The organism is Sphingobacterium sp. KH_072 (assembly GCF_057837975.1).
The window spans coordinates 397,990-416,572 of the sequence record NZ_CM174457.1; the positions used below are offsets into that span (position 1 = coordinate 397,990).

The window sequence follows — 18,583 nt, forward strand, 5'->3', positions numbered from 1 at the left end:
GGGATTATTTTTATGATAATGCTTTTTGCCGGACAGGCAAAAAGTCAAAACCTCGACTCTGTACAGGCGGCTTTAGATGAGGTGATGCTGCGTGCCGATCATTATGAAGGCATCAAGAAGAAACATATTCAAGCTATTCAGCAAGATCTATCGCGTGCGGGCAATGATTTGTCCAAACGTTACGATTACCATACACGACTGTACGAAGCGTATCGAAAATATCAGATCGATTCTGCGGCGCTGTACATGAAGCAGAATGTAGCCATCGCCGAAAAATTAGGCGACGAATTTAAACAGCAGGAATCGCAAATTGCCATGTCTACGCTGTTATCTGCCGGTGGTAAGTTTGTCGAAGCCAAAAAGCTGCTAGACGAATTATCCCTGCGCGGTGTTCCCGAAAATTTAGCCGAGCGCTATTATCACGCTATGCTTACTTTTTACAGCAACTATGGATTGAGCAGCAACAATCGCGCATACTTTCAGGAAAGTGAGCGTTACCGCGATTCTATGCTTTCTGTTATGGATTCGCAATCACTTCCGTATCAGGTCGCTTGGGTCACCAAAACGGTGTATGCTAAAGATTATGCTGCGGCCAAGCCGGTATTACGTCGCTTGTGCGACAGCTTGGATGATGCGCATCAAGATCGCGCTTTGATTACCTATTTGTTAGGACTAATTTACCGCGAAACCGGTGATATGAAAGCGCAAACGGCTTATTTTGCCATGTCGGGCATTGCCGATATCAAAAATGTGATCCGAGATAATGCCTCTATGCAAAGTCTTGCGCTGAGCTATTATGAGCAAGGCGATGTAGATCGGGCGCGCTTGTATATCGAACGCGCTATCAATGATGCGGTATTCAGCAATGTGCGATTCCGCACCATAGAAAGTTCCACATTTTATCCCATTATCCACGCTGCATTTATCGACAAAGAGAAAGAGCAACAACAGCAGCTGCTCCATCTATTGATCGCCATCAGTTTACTGTCTGTCGTGCTGCTGGGCGGTGTGCTATTTATTTACCGACAAATGATTCGCCTGCGGCGAGTTCGAAAAGCATTGGATCAAACCAATGACCAATTGCGGGAGCTCAATCTCCAACTCCTATCGTCCAACACCCGATTGCAGGAGTCCGATCACATTAAGGAAGCTTACATTGCGCAGTTTTTCGATATCTGCTCCACCTACATCCACAAGATGGATGTAATGCGCAAAGAGATTTTGAAAAAGGTTGTGCAACAAGATACGCGAGATCTGAAAAAAGAATTGCAATCCAGCGATTATCTCAAGGCCGAGTTGGAAGATCTGTACACCAACTTTGACATTATATTCATCAATTTATATCCCACTTTCGTGGCCGAATTCAACAAATTGCTATTGCCGCAAGAGCAGATTGTGCTGAAAGACAACGAACATCTCAACTCGGAATTGCGCATCTACGCGCTGATCCGCCTCGGCATTACCGATAATGCGAAGATTGCGGGCTTCCTTCGGTACTCGCTGCGCACCGTATACAACTACCGGGTGAAGACCAGAAACAAGGTGGCTGGCGACAAAGATAATTTCGAAAAACTACTGATGAATATCGGTAATGAAGACTCGAATATCGGTTCATAATACCAAAATCACGTTACTTTTTTGTCTAATCATAATTCGGTAAATAACTGATATACAGCTGTTTTAAATTCACTTTTGGTTACTTTTTGTGTTGCAGCCTTTCCCAAGACGTAATATCTGCCTCCTTTTGTGGATACCTTTGTCATAACCAGAAAAGGGAAGTGGCAACACGAGCTTTTCACATTATAAACTACAATACCATTTAATTCATACTTATGTTATCGTTCAAAGTAACACGACTTATTCTTACCTTTATTGGGATATGGATCTTCCTATCCGTGCAGGCGCAGGATCGTCCGGCATTGGAAGGGCGGGTCGTTTCCGCGGCAGATGGCAGTGGCATTTCTGGTGCCACCGTTTCTCTGTTGCCTGGCGGGAGAGCAACTAGCACAGACGAAACGGGTAATTTCCGTTTTACCAGTCCCGGAAGTTCTGCACGCGTATCCGTCACGGCCATGGGATTCCAATCAGTAGAATTGCCAATTTCCGGCAATATGATGACGATCACGCTGGCGGTCGGCGAGACGGCATTAGAAGATATCGTCGTGATCGGCTATGGCTCCGTCAAACGTAAAGACGTGACCACTGCGATTTCTTCCGTATCGCTAGAAGATGTGGAAGAGCGCCCGATCGTATCTGCGACACAAGCTCTTCAAGGCAGAGCAGCCGGTGTATCGGTCGTACAAACTAGCGGTGCGCCCGGTGGTCAAACATCTATTCGTATTCGTGGAGCTACTTCTTTCAACGGAAGCAATGATCCATTGTACGTTGTAGATAATGTGCCGGTAGATAATATCAGTTTTCTGGCGCCCACCGATATTGTCGATATGCAAGTGCTGAAAGACGCTTCTTCGGCCGCTATCTATGGTTCTCGCGCAGCGAATGGTGTAATCTTAATTACGACCAAACAAGGCCGTGCCGGTCAAGCGAAGATCGCGTTCAATACGCTAGGTACGATCAATCAAGTCACGAGCCGAATCGATGTGCTCAACACGGCGCAATACCGCGATTTGCAACAAGAGATCGGCGTGGTCAATGTGCCATCTGGCCTCACAGATCAGACCGATTGGTTCAACGAAACCTACAAAAATGGCTTGACACAAAACTATCAAGTTTCCATCTCCGATGGTACGGAAAAGCTGCGTTACCACCTTTCTGGAGGTTACTTGGGCGAAGATGGCGTGCTGAACAACGCTTTCTTCAAACGCTATAATTTCCGCGCAAACATTGAAAACAATGTACGCGACTGGTTAAAGATTAATGCCAATGTGAGTTATTCAGACAATACCGACAATGGTATTGTCAGCGGTACAGGAGCTAATCGGGGCGGTGTTATTTTATCGGTCATCAATACGCCGACGTATGCGCCAATCTGGAATCCAGATTTTCCAAACCAATACTACAATAACTTTTACGGTGTAGGCAATATTACGCATCCGCTGGAGAATATGGAGCGCACACGCAACAACAAGAGTCGCGAAAATCGCTTAGTAGGATCGGGTAGTGCCACTATTTTGTTTACGCCGGATCTGACGTTTAAATCACTCTTTGCGATCGACCGCAGAAATGGATTGACAACGACATTCTTGGATCCGATCATGACCGATTGGGGGCGTAGCCAATTTGGTACGGCTTCTGATGCACGTAATATGAACACCGTGCTTACGTTCGACAATGTGTTGAACTACAACAAGCGTTTCGACAAACACCAGATCGAAGCGATGGCCGGAAGTTCATGGACAAGCTCGCAATACCAAAATAGCTGGATCAATGGTTCTCATTATATCAACGATTACATCCAGACATTGAATGCAGCGAACAGAATCGCCTGGGACAATACCGGTACTGGCGCTTCGCAATGGGGCATTATGTCTTACTTTGCTCGGGCTACCTATAATTACGATGGTAAATATATCGTGACCGGAAATATCCGTGCGGATGGTTCTTCTAAGCTACACCCAGATTATCGTTGGGGCGTATTCCCATCCATGTCGGCTGCTTGGAGGTTATCTGCAGAAGATTTTCTAGCGGATGTGTCTTGGTTGAATGATTTGAAAATCCGTGGTGGCTGGGGACAAACCGGTAACCAATCGGGCGTAGGAGATTATGCGTACTTGCAACTCTACAATATTCAGCGCCAGCCGTGGTTTGAGACGGGGCAACAGAATGCACTGCCGCTTATCAATCAGGCGAATCTTAGAACAAGAGATTTGACTTGGGAAACGACGACACAAACTAACCTAGGTATTGATTTTACCGGATTTAATAACCGATTGACGGTGAACTTTGACTTGTACCACAAGTACACGCGTGATATGTTGATGTACGTAACCTTGCCTGCCGGAGCTTCGGTAGCGAACTCCTTAGTGAGAAACGAAGGCGAGATGCTGAACCGTGGTATGGAGTTCAATGTGAGCAGCCGCAACCTCGTGCAAAATTTTATGTGGACGACGGATTTCAATATCTCGTTCAACAGAAATCGCTTAGAGAAACTGGAGTTGCAGCAGATCTACAATACGGCAAATACCTCCGATGTAGTGAATGAACCTGTTGTACGTAATACACCGGGACGTCCACTTGGGAGCTTTTTTGGTTACATCGCAGATGGTGTAGATCCCGAAACGGGCGATATGATCTACCGTGATCTAAACGGAGATGGCAGAATCTCACCGAGTGACCGTACGTTTATTGGCGATCCGAATCCGAAGTTTACCTTTGGCTTAACCAACAACTTCAGCTACAAAGGTTTCAACCTATCGGTATTCTTACAAGGATCGTATGGCAATGATATTTTCAACGCCTCACGTATGGAGATGGAAGGTATGTACGATGGGAAGAACCAGTCGACACGTGTCTTAGACAGATGGCAGGTGCCAGGCCAAATTACGGATGTGCCACGCGCTAATTACACCATGCGCAACTCGACCTACTTTATCGAAAACGGTAGTTTCCTTCGTCTGAAAAATCTGTCCTTCTCTTATAATATTCAAGCAGATAAATTGAAACGAATGGGGATCACACGCTTACAGCCTTTTATTTCAGCGACCAACTTGCTGACTTGGACCAACTATACCGGTATGGATCCGGAAGTAAATCAGTGGGGAAATAGTGGTGCCGTACAAGGCATTGACTGGGGAACGTATCCGCAGACAAAATCCTACGTGCTTGGTGTAAACATTGATTTTTAATTGCTACAAAACATAAATCTGATGATACAGAAAATATATACGATAATCCTTTTGGCAGGTGTGTTGGTAACCAGCAGCTGCTCTTTAGGGCTTGATCCATTGGATAGTTATTCCGATGTGACCGAAGGTGTCGACGAAAAAGGAAACGAGGTCGTTTTTAGAGACAAAGCGGCGGTGGTGAGTCATTTGCAAACCATCTACCAACAAATGCGCGACCGACAAGAGCATTGGTATTTGGATCTATTGCTAATCGCCGAAGGTCATTCGGATAATGCGTATGCCGGTACGACAGGCGCCGAGGTATTGCCATTTGAGAACAATGCCATTGATGGCGCCAACTCGGTATTGGGAAGAGATTGGGATCGCTACATGGTCGATGTGGCGAGAGCCAACCGATTGATCGTGAATATCGACTCGGTAACCGACGCGTCACTAACTAGCGCGGAGCGCAGAAGATACAAAGCCGAAGCACAGATCTTCCGTGCGATGGTGTATTTTGATATGGTGCGTATTTGGGGCAATGTACCGGTAGTCACAATCGAAGGTCGCGACATTACCTCCGAAAATGTCACGGATGTGTACAATGATTACTTTCCTGATCAGAATACGACCGAAGAAGTCTATCAGCAAATTGAAAAAGACCTATTGGAAGCTTTGGAGTATGCTCCCGCAAATAATCCAGCTAACAAAACGCTGTTTACCAAATCCGTTGCCAAAGCATTATTAGCAAAGGTATACGCCGAAAAACCATTGCGCGATTATGCCAAAGTAGTGCAATATGCCGATCAGCTTGCCGCAGATGGATTTGGTTTAGAAGAAGATTTTACAAACCTATTTGGCATGAATGGCAATAACACCGATGCCAAGATGCGCAACACGCGCGAATCGATCTTAGAAGCACAATTCTTTGCTGGTAATGGTAACTGGGTGACTTGGATGTTGGGGCGTGATTTGTCCAACTACAATAACCAATTCTCTTGGGCCAAATGGATTACGCCCTCACGTGATTTGATTCGCGTATTTCAAGCGGAAAATGATGAAGTACGTTTCCGCGAATCTGTCGTGTATTATACAACAGGTTGGAGCAACTATTATCCATCCAACAATTACCCATTCATGTTCAAAACGCGCTCGGCATTCAATAGCATTATCAAGTACCGCTATGCGGATATCCTTTTGCTGAAAGCAGAAGCGTTGCTACTCGGTCCGTCTACCAACCTGACGGAAGCCGCAGCGATCATCGATCAAGTAAGACAACGGGTTGATTTGCCGGTATTGTCGGCTGCGGTACGAAACAATCGCGATCAATTGCTACAAGCTTTGATGAAAGAAAGACGCCTGGAGCTGGCTTTTGAAGGCGAACGCTGGTTTGACCTCGTGCGTTGGGAAAAGGTAGAAGAAGTGATGAATGGCGTATACGGCCGTGATACTGGTCGCCGTCCACAAGTATATTCTTTCAGCACTGATTCCTACTTGTTGCCTATTCCGCAAGGCGTATTGGATCAGAATTTAAAATTAAACCAAAACCCAGGCTATTAACCGATAAATGATGATAACCATGATAAAACGACATATGATGCTACAATTTTCTTTAGGCTTTTTGCTAATGCTTTCCTGCGGTTCCGAGAGTTCGTTCACAGAAATGATTCCAGAACCTGAGCCAACTTCTGGCGATGTGACCTTATACGTGACCTCCGGATACCGTATTCAGGAATTCAAGAAAACGTACCTCAACTTTAGTGCGAATGACAATCTATCGCCTAATACCTTATTTTTAGATCCGCAGCAAACCTACCAGACGATGGACGGTTTTGGCGCGGCGATCACCGGATCTTCTGCTTACAACCTGTTAAAAATGTCTGCAGCAGATCGTGCACAATTCCTGAAGGAAACCTTCTCTACGACGGAAGGTATGGGACAAAGCTATGTGCGTATTGCGATTGGCTGTTCAGACTTTTCGCTCAGTGAATATACGCTCAACGATAAGCCTGGTATCGAGAACTTTGCCCTGCAAAAAGAAGAACTGGAATATATCATCCCCGTGATGAAAGAGATCTTGGCCATCAATCCGGATATCAAGATCATGGGCTCTCCATGGACGGCACCTTTGTGGATGAAAATCAATAACCTACAAGAACGTGCTCCATACGCATCTTGGACCGGTGGACATCTCAATCCGGCTTACTACCAAGATTACGGAACTTATTTTGTCAATTGGATTCAGGCAATGCAATCGCACGGAATTCATATCCATTCCATCACACCGCAAAATGAACCATTGAATCATTTGAATTCGGCCTCGATGGTAATGAAGTGGGAAGAACAACGTGATTTCATCAAGCAAGCTTTAGGGCCTAAATTACGCGGCGCGGGATTGCAAACGAAGATCTATGCCTACGATCATAACTACAACTATGATAATATGGCCGATCAACAAAGTTATCCCGTACGCATCTATGAGGATACCGAAGCATCGCAATACATTGCGGGCGCAGCGTATCATAACTACGGTGGCGATCGCAATGAGTTGTTGGATATTCATGCCAAAGCCCCAGATAAAGAGTTGATCTTTTCTGAAACTTCCATCGGTACGTGGAACAACGGAAATGTATTGAGCACGCAATTAATCGCGGATATGCGCGAGGTAGGATTAGGCACGATCAACAACTGGAGTCGCGGCGTCATTGTGTGGAACTTGATGTTGGATGCCGATCGCGGCCCAACGCGTGAAGGCGGTTGTCTTACCTGTTATGGTGCGGTGGATATCGCTGCCGACTATCGTACCATCAAGAAAAACTCCCATTACTTCGTGGTTGGCCATCTTTCGGCCGTGGTGAAATCGGGTGCGGTACGCATTGGTTCAAAAGGTAAAACGCCCGAAGGAATCGTACACAGCGCATTCCGCAATCCAGACAATAGCTTTGCGATTGTATTGGCGAATAGCAACTCGGTAGATACATCGGTGACTTTTAGTGATGGCGATAAGCATTTCACGCACATCGTGCCGGCTAACTCGGTTGTTTCTTATCAATGGAGTAAATAAGATTTCGTATGAAAAGATATACCTTTTTGATCGGGTGCGTGATCGCTCTCATGGCGACCACTAGCTGCAAGAAAGAGCAATCTGCGATGGACGGCAGCCTGGAATTGACCCTACATACTACCTTTGAAACAGCTTATTTTGCTGACAGTCTACAGTTTAGTGTAGATGTTAGCGATGGCAGTGGAGTTCCCTTATCCACGGTAAAAGCGTATTTGTACTATGGCGATGAGATCGTGTCGGAAAAGACCATCCGCACCAAAGAATATGGCCGCTACGAAGGCAAACTATTTGCTCCATATTATGCAGAAATCCCGAATGGCGCTGCTACGTTAAAGTTGGTATTGCAAAATATTAACAAGGGAACAAGAGAAGAGCAAATAGTGGTGCCGCTTCAACGTCCGGATTATCCACACCTTACGTTGGTGGCAGAAGACGGAACGCGGCATGAGATGAGTAGAACAGCGCTTTATCACTATACGGTAGAGAAAGAGTTCCCGATGAAACTCAAAGGCTACATCGAAGCGCCGGCTTTTGGTCAACATGGCAATGTGGTACAATTCGGCTATACGGGTGATAAAATCACACAAGGTACAAACAGTCTGATCTCGTTCTCGTACCTTTCTGATGGAATATATCCGATTAGTTTTAATACGTTTAATTACGAAGCGGGTCCGTTTTTGAGTTACAGCATCAACGATGTAGATCTCTTGCTATCTGGTGAAGAGCTGTATACCGCCGACTTATCATTGCAGAAAGATCAAGTATTGCGTATTGACGGCATTGCAGATTTAGCAGATTGGTCTATCGATGCCGATTATATCCGCCAGGAGAACGGCGAATATCGTTTTGATGCCATGAATGGAACATACCGCATTACGGCCGATTTCGTCCGTAAATACTTTATTATCGAAGCGCTGCAAGCTGGCCAATTAGCGAAGCTAAACACCGATGGAACTGGAGCGATCTGGATTATTGGCGAAGGCATTGGAAAACCAAATTTAGCTAACCAAGTCGGTTGGACGACGGAGAAAGCATTATGTATGGCGCCAATTGGAAACAAACGCTATCGCATTACAGTAGTAGGCGGAGAATCCTTGCGTGCGGACAATATCAACTTTAAATTTTTCCATCAGAAAGGATGGGGCGATGAATTTGGCGGCACGCACATTCGCACAGAAAGTGAATTGATTTTTATCGGTGATGGCATCAATGGCAGAGATTCTGGTAATTTGGGCATCACTACCGGAGCGTCATTAGAAGCAGGTGGCACTTATGTGCTTACCGTAGATGTAAGCGCGGGTAATCAAGCGGCGGTGCTTACCGTAGAGAAACGCTAAACACCTAACACAAACTAACTGTAGCCAGTTGTTGCCTGATTCGGAGATCAGGCAACAACTGGCTTTTTAATTATTCTGGAATTTTGTAATGGTTGAGGTATCGGACGATGCTGTTGGCACGTCTGTTTATGTAAGCAGAAGGTCTGCGCGCATCCCATTTCCGTGGATTGGGCAAGATCGCAATAATCAGCGCCGCTTCCTTACGGCTTAAACTTCTACCCGATTTGCCAAAATAGTATTGTGATGCTGCCTCTGCTCCATACACACCTTGTCCCATCTCGATGACATTGAGGTACATCTCTAAAATCCGTTTCTTAGGCCAAAAAAACTCGATCAAGACCGTGAAATAAGTTTCCAATCCTTTGCGAAACCAAGATCTTGCTGGCCATAGAAAGACATTTTTGGCCACTTGTTGGCTAATTGTACTACCGCCGCGCAGCGCATCGCCCGACTGATTGCGTTTCAAGGCTTGCTCAATTGCTTTGGTGTCAAACCCATGATGCGTCATAAAGAAAGCATCTTCACCAGCCAAAGCTGCTTTTTTGAGGTTATCAGACATATCATCGTAAGGAAGCCAGGTTTTATCAATCTTAAAACCTTTGCCTTGCGATTGCCATTCGAATCCGCGTTTGATCATCAAATAGGTGATCGGCGGATTAATAAAGCGCAGCGCAATAACCCACAAGAAGCTGAAAGCGATCAAGCCGAGAAAAATTCGTCCAGCCCACCAGAGAACCCTGTTCTTCTTTTTCGTAACCTTTTTCTTTTTACTGATTTTTGTACTACGCTTAATCGCCATGGTGATGGTATAATCCCAATTTAAAATGCAAAGCTACAACCAAAGCAGACATAATTCCTAATCGGCTTTTATTTCGGTATGAAATTCAGTGTACAACAGACTGAAAAATGCTAAAACAGTTGTATTGATTTATTTGTTTAAATGGTAATAAAATTTTTATAAATAAACCCAACAATTATTTCAAATGGCAAATTCTACCCAAGAGGAAAAGAGTAAGGCGGAGTATTGGCACGCACTAGATGTAGATACCGTACTATCCAAGCTAGAAGCTGATTCCTCTGAAGGATTTAATAAGGCGACTGCAGAAAAACTGCTAAAAAAACACGGTCGTAATGAACTTCCGCAAAAGAAAAAGGAAAGTACCTTTATCCGTTTTATCAAGCATTTCCACGATGTGCTCATCTACGTTTTGTTGGGGGCTGCGGTCGTCACCACTATTCTAGGTCACTATACCGATACAATTGTCATCATCTTGGTCGCTATTATCAACGCGGCGATCGGTTTTGTGCAAGAGGGAAAAGCAGAGAAAGCTCTGGAAAGTATAAAGGGTATCTTATCACTCAAAGCGACGGTGCTGCGCGATGGCAAGCGGGAAGAAATTGATGCGACAGAAGTCGTGCCGGGTGATATCGTTTTGCTATCCGCTGGCGATAAAGTACCTGCCGATCTGCGGCTGTTCGAATCGGATAATCTCAAAATTGAAGAATCTGCCTTGACGGGCGAATCCGAATCGTCCGAAAAAAATACAGAGCCATTGGAAGAAGATATGGATCTGGGCGACCGCAAGAATATGGCCTATACCAGTACTACCGTGAGCAACGGAACGGGAAAGGGGGTGGTGATCGCGATTGGAAAAGATACAGAGATCGGCAAGATCAATCAGATGATGTCTGATGTAACGCAGTTAACGACGCCTTTGCTTCGGCAAACAGCGCAATTTGGTAAAACCGTGGCATTAGCTACGCTGGTATTAGCGGCTGCAACATTTGCCTACGGCTACTACCTTCGTGATTATGACTCCGAAGAATTGCTGATGTCTGTCATTGGTTTGGCGGTAGCAGCCATTCCAGAAGGTTTGCCAGCCATCTTGTCTATTATTCTCGCCATTGGTGTACAAAACCTCGCGAAGCGGAATGCGATTATCCGCAATTTGCCATCCGTCGAAACCTTAGGATCTGTTTCAGTGATCTGTTCTGACAAAACAGGTACGCTGACGCGGAATGAAATGACGGTGAAAGATATCGTGTTAGCACAAGAGCAATACGCCGTAACCGGCATTGGCTATTCGCCAGAAGAAGGTGAAATCCAACAAGAAGACAAAGCGGTAAACGTGGAAGATGACGCAAACCTTCAAGCGCTATTGCGCTGCATGTACATCTGTAATGAAGCCTCGTTGGACAAAGACAAGGATGGCGATTGGAGCATTAAGGGAGATCCTACCGAAGGGGCATTAGTCACGCTGTATGAGAAAAGCGGATTGGAGAAAGAGAAACCCAAACGCGAATCTACGATACCATTTGATTCGGACTATAAATACATGGCTACGCTCATCGAGCAGGATGGTGAAGGGTTGATGTATGTAAAGGGAGCGCCAGATCGCCTGATTGAATTGGCCACCAAACAATTGGGTAAAGATGGCGAAGAAGTCGATATGGATGCAGATTATTGGGAAGAGCAAGTATCTGCATTAGCCAAGGAAGGCAAACGCCTTATTGCGGCAGCGTATAAAAAATTAGAGTCGAGCGGCGAGAAGATTGATCACGATGATTTGGAAGATGGCTTGGTGATTATTGGTTTGGCAGGCATCATCGATCCGCCGCGCGAAGAGGCGATCGAAGCGATCAAAATTTGTACAGATGCCGGCATTCGTGTAAAAATGATTACCGGAGATCATGTGGATACTGCCAAAGCGATTGGTAAAGAAATGGGTATCGGAGACGGGGAGAAAGCGTGTCGTGGTGCGGATCTGGAAAAGATGAGCGACGAAGAAATGCGCAAAGCCGTGAAAGAGTACGATATTTTTGCACGTACGAGCCCAGAGCACAAACTGCGTTTGGTGGAGGCGTTGCAAGCCGAAGGGCGAATTTGCGCTATGACAGGCGACGGCGTGAACGATGCGCCTGCATTAAAGAAAGCAGATGTCGGAATCGCCATGGGCATTAAAGGCACCGAGGTTACCAAAGACGCTTCGGAAATGGTGCTGGCCGACGACAACTTCCGCACGATTGTCGACGCGGTAGAAGAAGGAAGACGGATCTACGACAACCTGAAGAAAACCATTCTCTTCATTTTGCCAACCAATGGCGCAGAAAGTTTATTGATTATGGCCAGTATTCTGTTTGGCTATATGATGCCGCTGACGCCGCTGCAAATCCTTTGGGTCAATATGGTGACTTCCGTGACCGTATCCTTGGCATTGGCATTTGAAGAAATTGAGGATGGCACGATGAAAAGACCACCGCGTAAGGAAAAAGAACCGCTATTGAGTGGTTATTTCATCTGGCGTATTATATTCGTTTCGGTGCTTATTGGTGGCGGTACGTTGTATTTGGTGCAGTATTTATCGGCGCAGGGTATAGAGAATGGTACGATCCGTACGATTACGATGCAAACCATTGTGATTGCGCAATTATTTCACTTGTTCAATTGCCGCAGTATTCATGGTACGGCATTCGATCGAAAATTCTTTACCAACAAAGCGATTTATATTGTGGCAGTCATCTTGTTTGTATTGCAAGCAGCGATTACCTACTTGCCGTTTATGAATACAATTTTTGATACGAAGCCGATCGCTTTATCATTCTGGCAATATCCGGTGTACTTAGGTGTGGCAGTTTTTGTGGTGGTAGAAATTGAAAAATGGATCGTGCGCAAATTCGTGCTTTCCAAAAAAGAAGAACAAGCTGCTTAATATAGCATCTATCAAGAAAAGCGGCCTCATCAATAATTTGATGAGGCCGCTTTTCTTGATAGATGCCTTGTTGGCCGATTATTATTTCTTTCCGCCGGCTACTTTGGAGATAATCCAAATTATCAGTGCAACGATAGCGACCACTACGATCACACCAGTCCACATACCAGCTTTGAAAATTCCTTCGATGGCTTGACAGCCTGTCAATAGATTAGCGGCTAATATAAATAGCAACGCCATAGGTATAAATCTTTTCATAATTATTTTGTTTACATGTACGAACAATAGTAGAGCCGTAATGTTTGACACAACTGCGTGAAATACCTTTTTTGTCGGTAAAAAAATAACCCCGAGACGTCATGTCGTCTCGGGGTTATATATATATGTTCTATATTTTAACGACCGGAGGATTACTCTGCACGTAAAATTTTGGCAGCTTCTACCATAGATTCCAACGCCGCTTTGGTTTCTGGCCAAGCACGAGTTTTCAATCCACAGTCAGGGTTTACCCACAGTTGTGCAGCAGGCACCACCGCTTTTGCTTTACGCAATAGCTCCACCATTTCGTCGGTGCTAGGCACGCGTGGTGAGTGGATATCGTATACACCTGGTCCAATATCGTTTGGATATTTGAAATCACCAGCAAATGCATTTAACAATTTCATCTGAGAACGAGAAGTCTCAATGGTAATTACGTCTGCGTCCATCGCTGCGATATCTTCAATCACATTGTTGAACTCGGAGTAACACATGTGCGTGTGGATCTGTGTATCATCATCTACATTCGAAGAAGATACGCGGAAGGCGCGTACTGCCCATGTCAGGTAATCTTTTTGATCTGCTTTCCGCAAAGGCAATCCTTCGCGAATAGCTGGCTCATCGATTTGAATGATTTTGATACCCGCTTTTTCCAACGCTTGTACCTCGTCCAAGATCGCTAAGGCGATTTGGTAAGTCGTCGTAGAACGTGGTTGATCGTTACGAACAAATGACCATTGTAAGATCGTTACCGGTCCTGTCAACATCCCTTTTACTGGACGGTTTGTCAATGATTGTGCGTAAGCTGACCAACGTACCGTCATATCTTGTGGGCGGTATACATCTCCATAAATAACCGGAGGTTTTACACAACGAGAACCGTAGGATTGTACCCAGCCGTATTGTGTGAATGCGTATCCAGCCAATTGCTCACCGAAATATTCCACCATGTCGTTTCTTTCGAACTCACCGTGTACTAATACGTCGATATCCAATTGCTCCTGCAAGCGAATAGTGCTTTCGGTTTCTTCTGCAATCGCTTTATCGTATTCTTCCTGCGTAATAGCGCCTTTTTTCAAATCTGCACGCCATTTACGCACGTCTTTCGTTTGTGGGAATGAACCAATTGTGGTGGTTGCAAACGCTGGAAGATTGAATTTATCTTGTTGTGCCGTTTTACGATCCGCAAATACCGACGTACGTTTGGCATCTTCATCGGTGATGTTGCTCGTACGCGTTTTTACTTCTGGCTTGTGGATCAATGGCGATGTACGACGGCTTTCTGCAGCCGCTTTGTTGCTTTCAAAACGTTTTTCTGTTTCTGCATCCACTTCACCATCCGCTAAAGTAGCTAGGTCTTTTACCTCGGCTAATTTCTGCTTAGCAAATGCCAACCAGTTTTTAACTTCAGCAGGAAGCGACTCTTCGTTGGTTTCATTATCCAAATCAAATGGTACGTGCAATAGGGAAGAAGCTGGAGCTACCCAAACTCGCTCTTTGCCTAATGCATCGACTGCTTGTTGGATTTTGCTCAAGGATTTTTCGTAGTCATTTTTCCAAATGTTACGTCCTTCTACCACACCCAAAGAAAGGGTTAAGGAAGCAGGAACTTTTGCTAAGATGGTATCCAGTTGATCTTCGCCGCGTACCAAATCGATGTGTAATGCGTGGACTGGCAGGTTCAATGCTAGATCTTCGTTGTCTTTTAGTGCCTCGAAGTACGTTGTAGCGATCAATTTGGTGTCGCCCGCCGCTGCATTCAATTTTTCGAAGACCGTTTTGTACAATCCTTTTACTTTTTCGTCGATATCCAACGCCAAGTACGGCTCATCAATCTGGATATATTGTGCACCAGCCGCCGCTAATTTGGAAACGATCTCTTCGTATACCGGCAACAAACGCTCGATCAGGTCGATGCGGTCAAAACCTTCTTCTTTTTCTTTACCCAACAACAGGTACGTAATTGGACCAATCAATACCGGTTTGGTCTCGATACCCAATGATTTTGCTTCGTTGTATTCTTTTAAGAATTTTTCGGAAGTTAATTTGAATTCCTGATTCTTGGTGAATTCAGGTACCATGTAGTGGTAGTTGGTATCAAACCATTTGGTCATCTCCATAGCCGTAACGTCCACTCCTTCTGCTTGGAAACCTCTTGCTAAGGCAAAATATAGGTCTAAGCTGTAGTCGCCATCAATCTTGTTTAAAAGGGATTGGTAGCGCGCAGGAATTGCCCCGATAGTCAGCGACAAATCCAATACTTGATCATAAAATGAGAAATCATTCGATGGAATCAATGTAAAGCCATTGTCCTGTTGCAATTTCCAGTTGGCTTCGCGGATGCTTTTTGCGGTATGTAGAAGTTCTTCTTGGCTGATTTTTTTTGCCCAATACGCCTCATTCGCTTTTTTCAATTCGCGGAAAGGACCTACTCTTGGGTAACCTAAGTTGTTTGTCGTTAACATAGTTTTATTTCTCTAATTTTTTTCGGATGTACTAATTTGCTATCAGAGAATGGCACCAGAAACAGTGACTTCAGCTTATCTTTCTCTTATCGCTCCCGTACAGGGTAAGAGTAGAATGTAGCACCTTGTCCAAGTGACAGGTTGCCAAGGCTTCAACGGGTCTATTCCCTCTGCCTTTCTCTATAAGCATCACAAACTTATGTAACAAATATATAAATTCCAAATTTCTTGCGAAAAGAGCAATGAAAAAAGGTTTAGCTTACCAAAAGTTTATATCCTTTGCCGTGCACATTCACAATTTCGACGTTTGGATCTTCTTTCAAATACTTTCTAAGTTTGCTCAAGAATACATCCATACTTCTGCCCGTAAAATAATTGTCATCATGCCAGATTTTTACCAAGGCTTCTTCACGCGTCAGTACATCATTCTTCTTCAAACACAGTAAACGCAATAGTTCGGCTTCTTTGGTCGATAATTTCTGTTGTTGCCCTTTGTACGATATCACCTGATTGGTGTAATCAAAGAAATATCCGCCAATTTCAAATTTGTCTGGCGTTTCGTCGTCTTTATCACGCGATGAACGCTTGAGAAGGGCATTAATGCGGAGCAATAACTCTTCTACTCGGAATGGTTTGGTGATATAATCATCGCCACCCAACTCAAAGGCTTGTGTTTTGTCTTCCATCATTCCCTTGGCTGTCGCAAAAATGATTGGAACTGTTTGATCCACTTTGCGGATATCTTTGCCTAGCGAGAATCCGTCTTTCTTTGGCATCATGACATCGAAGATGCATAGATCAAATTCATCTTTGCGGAATGCTTCCAGTGCTTCAATGCCATCTTTGCACAGCACAACGTCAAACTTGCCCTTTAGTTCGAGGTAATCTTTTAAGAGATCGCCTAGATTGGGATCGTCTTCTGCTAGTAGTATTTTTTGAGACATAAGTTCGTTTTAATATGTGTTAATAATCAAGCTATGCTTGTGCTTTTGGTAGCATGAAGTGGTAATGTCACCTCAAATTGTGTGCCTCTATCTTTTTCGCTTTTTACAGAAATCTTGCCATGGAGGATCTTAATGATGTTATTGACATAACTAAGTCCTAATCCAAAGCCTTTAACGTTATGAATATTACCTGTTGGTATCCTGTAAAACTGCTCAAAAATCTTTTCCTGATGCTCTTTGGACATGCCGACGCCTTTATCCGCTACCGAAATGGTAATGCTGTTTTTGGTGCTGAATGATTTGACTGTAATATGCGGCGAATCTTTACTGTATTTAATGGCATTGTCCAAAAGATTGAACATCACATTCGAAAGGTGCAGCTCATCGCCAATCACGACATCGCGTGTAGCCGCCAGATCTACTTGTAATGTACCATTTGCCTTGTCCATTTGCAAATTCATGCTTTCCAATACATCAGTTACTAGCGCATTCATATGCACCTTGGTGCGTTCGATGTTCAGGTTTTCTTTTTCTAGACGGGCAATATTGAGCACGCGCTCGATATGAGAACCAAGGCGTACATTTTCATCATAGATGATGTTGGCCAGTTTGGCTACCCGATTTTCATTCGAAGCGATCTCTTTATCACGGAGCGATTCGCTAGCAATCATGATCGTGGCTACAGGCGTTTTGAATTCGTGCGTCATGTTGTTGATGAAGTCTGTCTTCATCTCGGAGATCTTTTTCTGTCTAAAAATGATGGTTAGCGTATACGCAAAACAACCCACAAGTAATGACAGTAAGGCAAGCACAGCGATCACCATAAAAGTCATGTTGCCAGCGATATGACTTTCCTTATACGGGAAATAAATAGAGAGCAAGCCGGGAGATTTGCCTTGATCGCCCTGAAATAGTGCCGTACTGTATTCAACGGCGTCTTTGAGGCGCAACAAATCACGATCATCCACCTGAGATGCTGCCTGTATAATGAGTGGGGCACTCGGATTGGATCGGATTTCCATCAAGAAAGGTGATACAATGCCGCGATTGTATAATTCTTCTTGCAGATAATGTATGGCCAAGTCTGTTTTGATTCTTTCCTTCAGTGGGCGCTTGGACATCGCGATGCTCGCCGTGATATCCTCCATCACTTTATTGTCTTTACCGCCCAAGATGGCGATCGTATCGTATAAATTGGTCGCTACCGAAAGCTTTCGGTAGTTTAGTTTTTTTAATTCTTGTTCCACTTCTTGTAATCGCACTCGAGTGGCTGCATCTTCTGTAGGTGGCAAAGTGGCCCAAGCAAATGAATGTACTTGTAGCGTAGCGTCGTTCACAATTGGGATGATGAAACGCGTACTGTCATCACGACCGCCGACTTCGGCAATGCGCTTTCTAGCACCTACTACGGTAGAAATTGTGGGTAAGGTCGGGTCTAAAATATCGTAACTCTTCTCAATCGAGAACGTAATTAAATGATGATAATCCTTTCTTCGTACGTACGTTTCGAAGAAAGCATTGCTCACATAAGCGGCATTTGGAAAGTTTCTTTTGAGATCTTCTTCTTCATTTCTGTAGCGGTCGCGCGCATCAAAGTTCTTTACCCTAAGCTTGTTGATCTCATCCTGCAAAGCAATTTGTTCGGCTAGGATGATCTCTTTCTCTCGTTGTATTTTTTGATCTTCTGCGAATTTTTTCTGATTTAACTTAGCTTGTTTGTTTGTGTATTCATATACCTCTTGGCGTTCTATCTTATTGGCTACAACCGATAAAGAAGCCTTGACACTCTCGTCAAATATTTGAGATTTCTGAATATATGATTGGCGAATAAAGAAGTACTGCATGGCCATCACACCGAGCAGGGCAATAGACATGAACCAGATAATTAAAGTAATACTTCTCTTCTTCATAGGTGCAAAAATAATTAGGCAAATGCGGTCTACAGTGAGTTTAACACAATTTAACAGCATTTAGCGCAGCTGATTAATCGTAACTATACTGCAATAAACCAAAACAGTCAC

Annotated in this window: 11 protein-coding genes and 1 riboswitch; of the genes, 6 read left to right on the forward strand and 5 right to left on the reverse strand. The window is 44.5% G+C overall.

All coding sequences use genetic code 11. The features are described from left to right. Window positions 1–12: 12 nt before the first annotated feature. The 5 genes from susR to AC3IRT_RS01865 all read left to right on the forward strand — a co-directional run bounded on the left by susR (window position 13) and on the right by AC3IRT_RS01865 (window position 9,185). Window positions 13–1,617, forward strand: a complete 1,605-nt coding sequence (gene susR / locus AC3IRT_RS01845) for a SusR family glycan utilization regulator (protein ID WP_489394845.1) — start codon at window positions 13–15, stop codon at window positions 1,615–1,617. A gap of 215 nt (window positions 1,618–1,832) precedes the next feature. Further along, window positions 1,833–4,805 (forward strand): SusC/RagA family TonB-linked outer membrane protein, encoded by a 2,973-nt coding sequence (locus AC3IRT_RS01850; RefSeq protein WP_489394846.1) that lies wholly within the window; start codon window positions 1,833–1,835, stop codon window positions 4,803–4,805. A 21-nt stretch (window positions 4,806–4,826) separates the two neighbouring features. After that, window positions 4,827–6,344 carry a RagB/SusD family nutrient uptake outer membrane protein gene (locus AC3IRT_RS01855; RefSeq protein WP_489394847.1) on the forward strand — a complete coding sequence of 506 codons (1,518 nt, stop codon included), beginning with the start codon at window positions 4,827–4,829 and terminating at the stop codon, window positions 6,342–6,344. Between the two features lie 34 nt (window positions 6,345–6,378). Further along, window positions 6,379–7,848: an endo-1,6-beta-glucanase gene (locus tag AC3IRT_RS01860; protein ID WP_489394848.1), complete on the forward strand. Its 1,470-nt coding sequence runs from the start codon at window positions 6,379–6,381 to the stop codon at window positions 7,846–7,848. Window positions 7,849–7,856: 8 nt separating this feature from the next. After that, window positions 7,857–9,185, forward strand: coding sequence for a DUF5125 domain-containing protein (locus AC3IRT_RS01865; RefSeq protein WP_489394849.1), 1,329 nt, complete (start codon window positions 7,857–7,859; stop codon window positions 9,183–9,185). Between the two features lie 70 nt (window positions 9,186–9,255). Here the strand turns inward: AC3IRT_RS01865 and mtgA are convergent, their stop codons facing one another. After that, window positions 9,256–9,984 (reverse strand): monofunctional biosynthetic peptidoglycan transglycosylase, encoded by a 729-nt coding sequence (gene mtgA / locus AC3IRT_RS01870; protein WP_489394850.1) that lies wholly within the window; start codon window positions 9,982–9,984, stop codon window positions 9,256–9,258. Window positions 9,985–10,168: 184 nt separating this feature from the next. Here mtgA and AC3IRT_RS01875 point away from each other — a divergent pair, with 184 nt between their 5' ends. Beyond that, window positions 10,169–12,895, forward strand: a complete 2,727-nt coding sequence (locus AC3IRT_RS01875; RefSeq protein ID WP_489394851.1) for a cation-transporting P-type ATPase — start codon at window positions 10,169–10,171, stop codon at window positions 12,893–12,895. Window positions 12,896–12,976: 81 nt separating this feature from the next. On the opposite strand, the gene AC3IRT_RS01880 is transcribed toward AC3IRT_RS01875, so the two are convergent. The 4 genes from AC3IRT_RS01880 to AC3IRT_RS01895 form a co-directional block, all read right to left on the reverse strand. Next, window positions 12,977–13,153, reverse strand: coding sequence for a hypothetical protein (locus AC3IRT_RS01880; protein ID WP_489394852.1), 177 nt, complete (start codon window positions 13,151–13,153; stop codon window positions 12,977–12,979). Window positions 13,154–13,305: 152 nt separating this feature from the next. Next, window positions 13,306–15,618, reverse strand: coding sequence for a 5-methyltetrahydropteroyltriglutamate--homocysteine S-methyltransferase (metE, locus tag AC3IRT_RS01885; protein ID WP_489394853.1), 2,313 nt, complete (start codon window positions 15,616–15,618; stop codon window positions 13,306–13,308). Window positions 15,619–15,701: 83 nt separating this feature from the next. Beyond that, a riboswitch (SAM riboswitch) is annotated at window positions 15,702–15,807 on the reverse strand. 65 nt (window positions 15,808–15,872) lie between these two features. Further along, window positions 15,873–16,562 (reverse strand): response regulator transcription factor, encoded by a 690-nt coding sequence (locus AC3IRT_RS01890; protein ID WP_489394854.1) that lies wholly within the window; start codon window positions 16,560–16,562, stop codon window positions 15,873–15,875. Between the two features lie 26 nt (window positions 16,563–16,588). Continuing rightward, complete coding sequence (locus AC3IRT_RS01895) at window positions 16,589–18,472, reverse strand: sensor histidine kinase (protein ID WP_489394855.1); 1,884 nt, start codon at window positions 18,470–18,472, stop codon at window positions 16,589–16,591. Window positions 18,473–18,583: the final 111 nt, after the last annotated feature.

Bases quoted from the DNA above. Each gene is read 5' to 3' on its own strand.
- AC3IRT_RS01875 (WP_489394851.1), top strand. From the start codon at position 10,169: ATGGCAAATTCTACCCAAGAGGAAAAGAGTAAGGCGGAGTATTGGCAC.
- AC3IRT_RS01865 (WP_489394849.1), top strand. From the start codon at position 7,857: ATGAAAAGATATACCTTTTTGATCGGGTGCGTGATCGCTCTCATGGCG.
- AC3IRT_RS01860 (WP_489394848.1), top strand. From the start codon at position 6,379: ATGATGCTACAATTTTCTTTAGGCTTTTTGCTAATGCTTTCCTGCGGT.
- AC3IRT_RS01850 (WP_489394846.1), top strand. From the start codon at position 1,833: ATGTTATCGTTCAAAGTAACACGACTTATTCTTACCTTTATTGGGATA.
- AC3IRT_RS01890 (WP_489394854.1), bottom strand. From the start codon at position 16,562: ATGTCTCAAAAAATACTACTAGCAGAAGACGATCCCAATCTAGGCGAT.
- AC3IRT_RS01880 (WP_489394852.1), bottom strand. From the start codon at position 13,153: ATGAAAAGATTTATACCTATGGCGTTGCTATTTATATTAGCCGCTAAT.
- metE (WP_489394853.1), bottom strand. From the start codon at position 15,618: ATGTTAACGACAAACAACTTAGGTTACCCAAGAGTAGGTCCTTTCCGC.
- susR (WP_489394845.1), top strand. From the start codon at position 13: ATGATAATGCTTTTTGCCGGACAGGCAAAAAGTCAAAACCTCGACTCT.
- AC3IRT_RS01855 (WP_489394847.1), top strand. From the start codon at position 4,827: ATGATACAGAAAATATATACGATAATCCTTTTGGCAGGTGTGTTGGTA.
- AC3IRT_RS01895 (WP_489394855.1), bottom strand. From the start codon at position 18,472: ATGAAGAAGAGAAGTATTACTTTAATTATCTGGTTCATGTCTATTGCC.
- mtgA (WP_489394850.1), bottom strand. From the start codon at position 9,984: ATGGCGATTAAGCGTAGTACAAAAATCAGTAAAAAGAAAAAGGTTACG.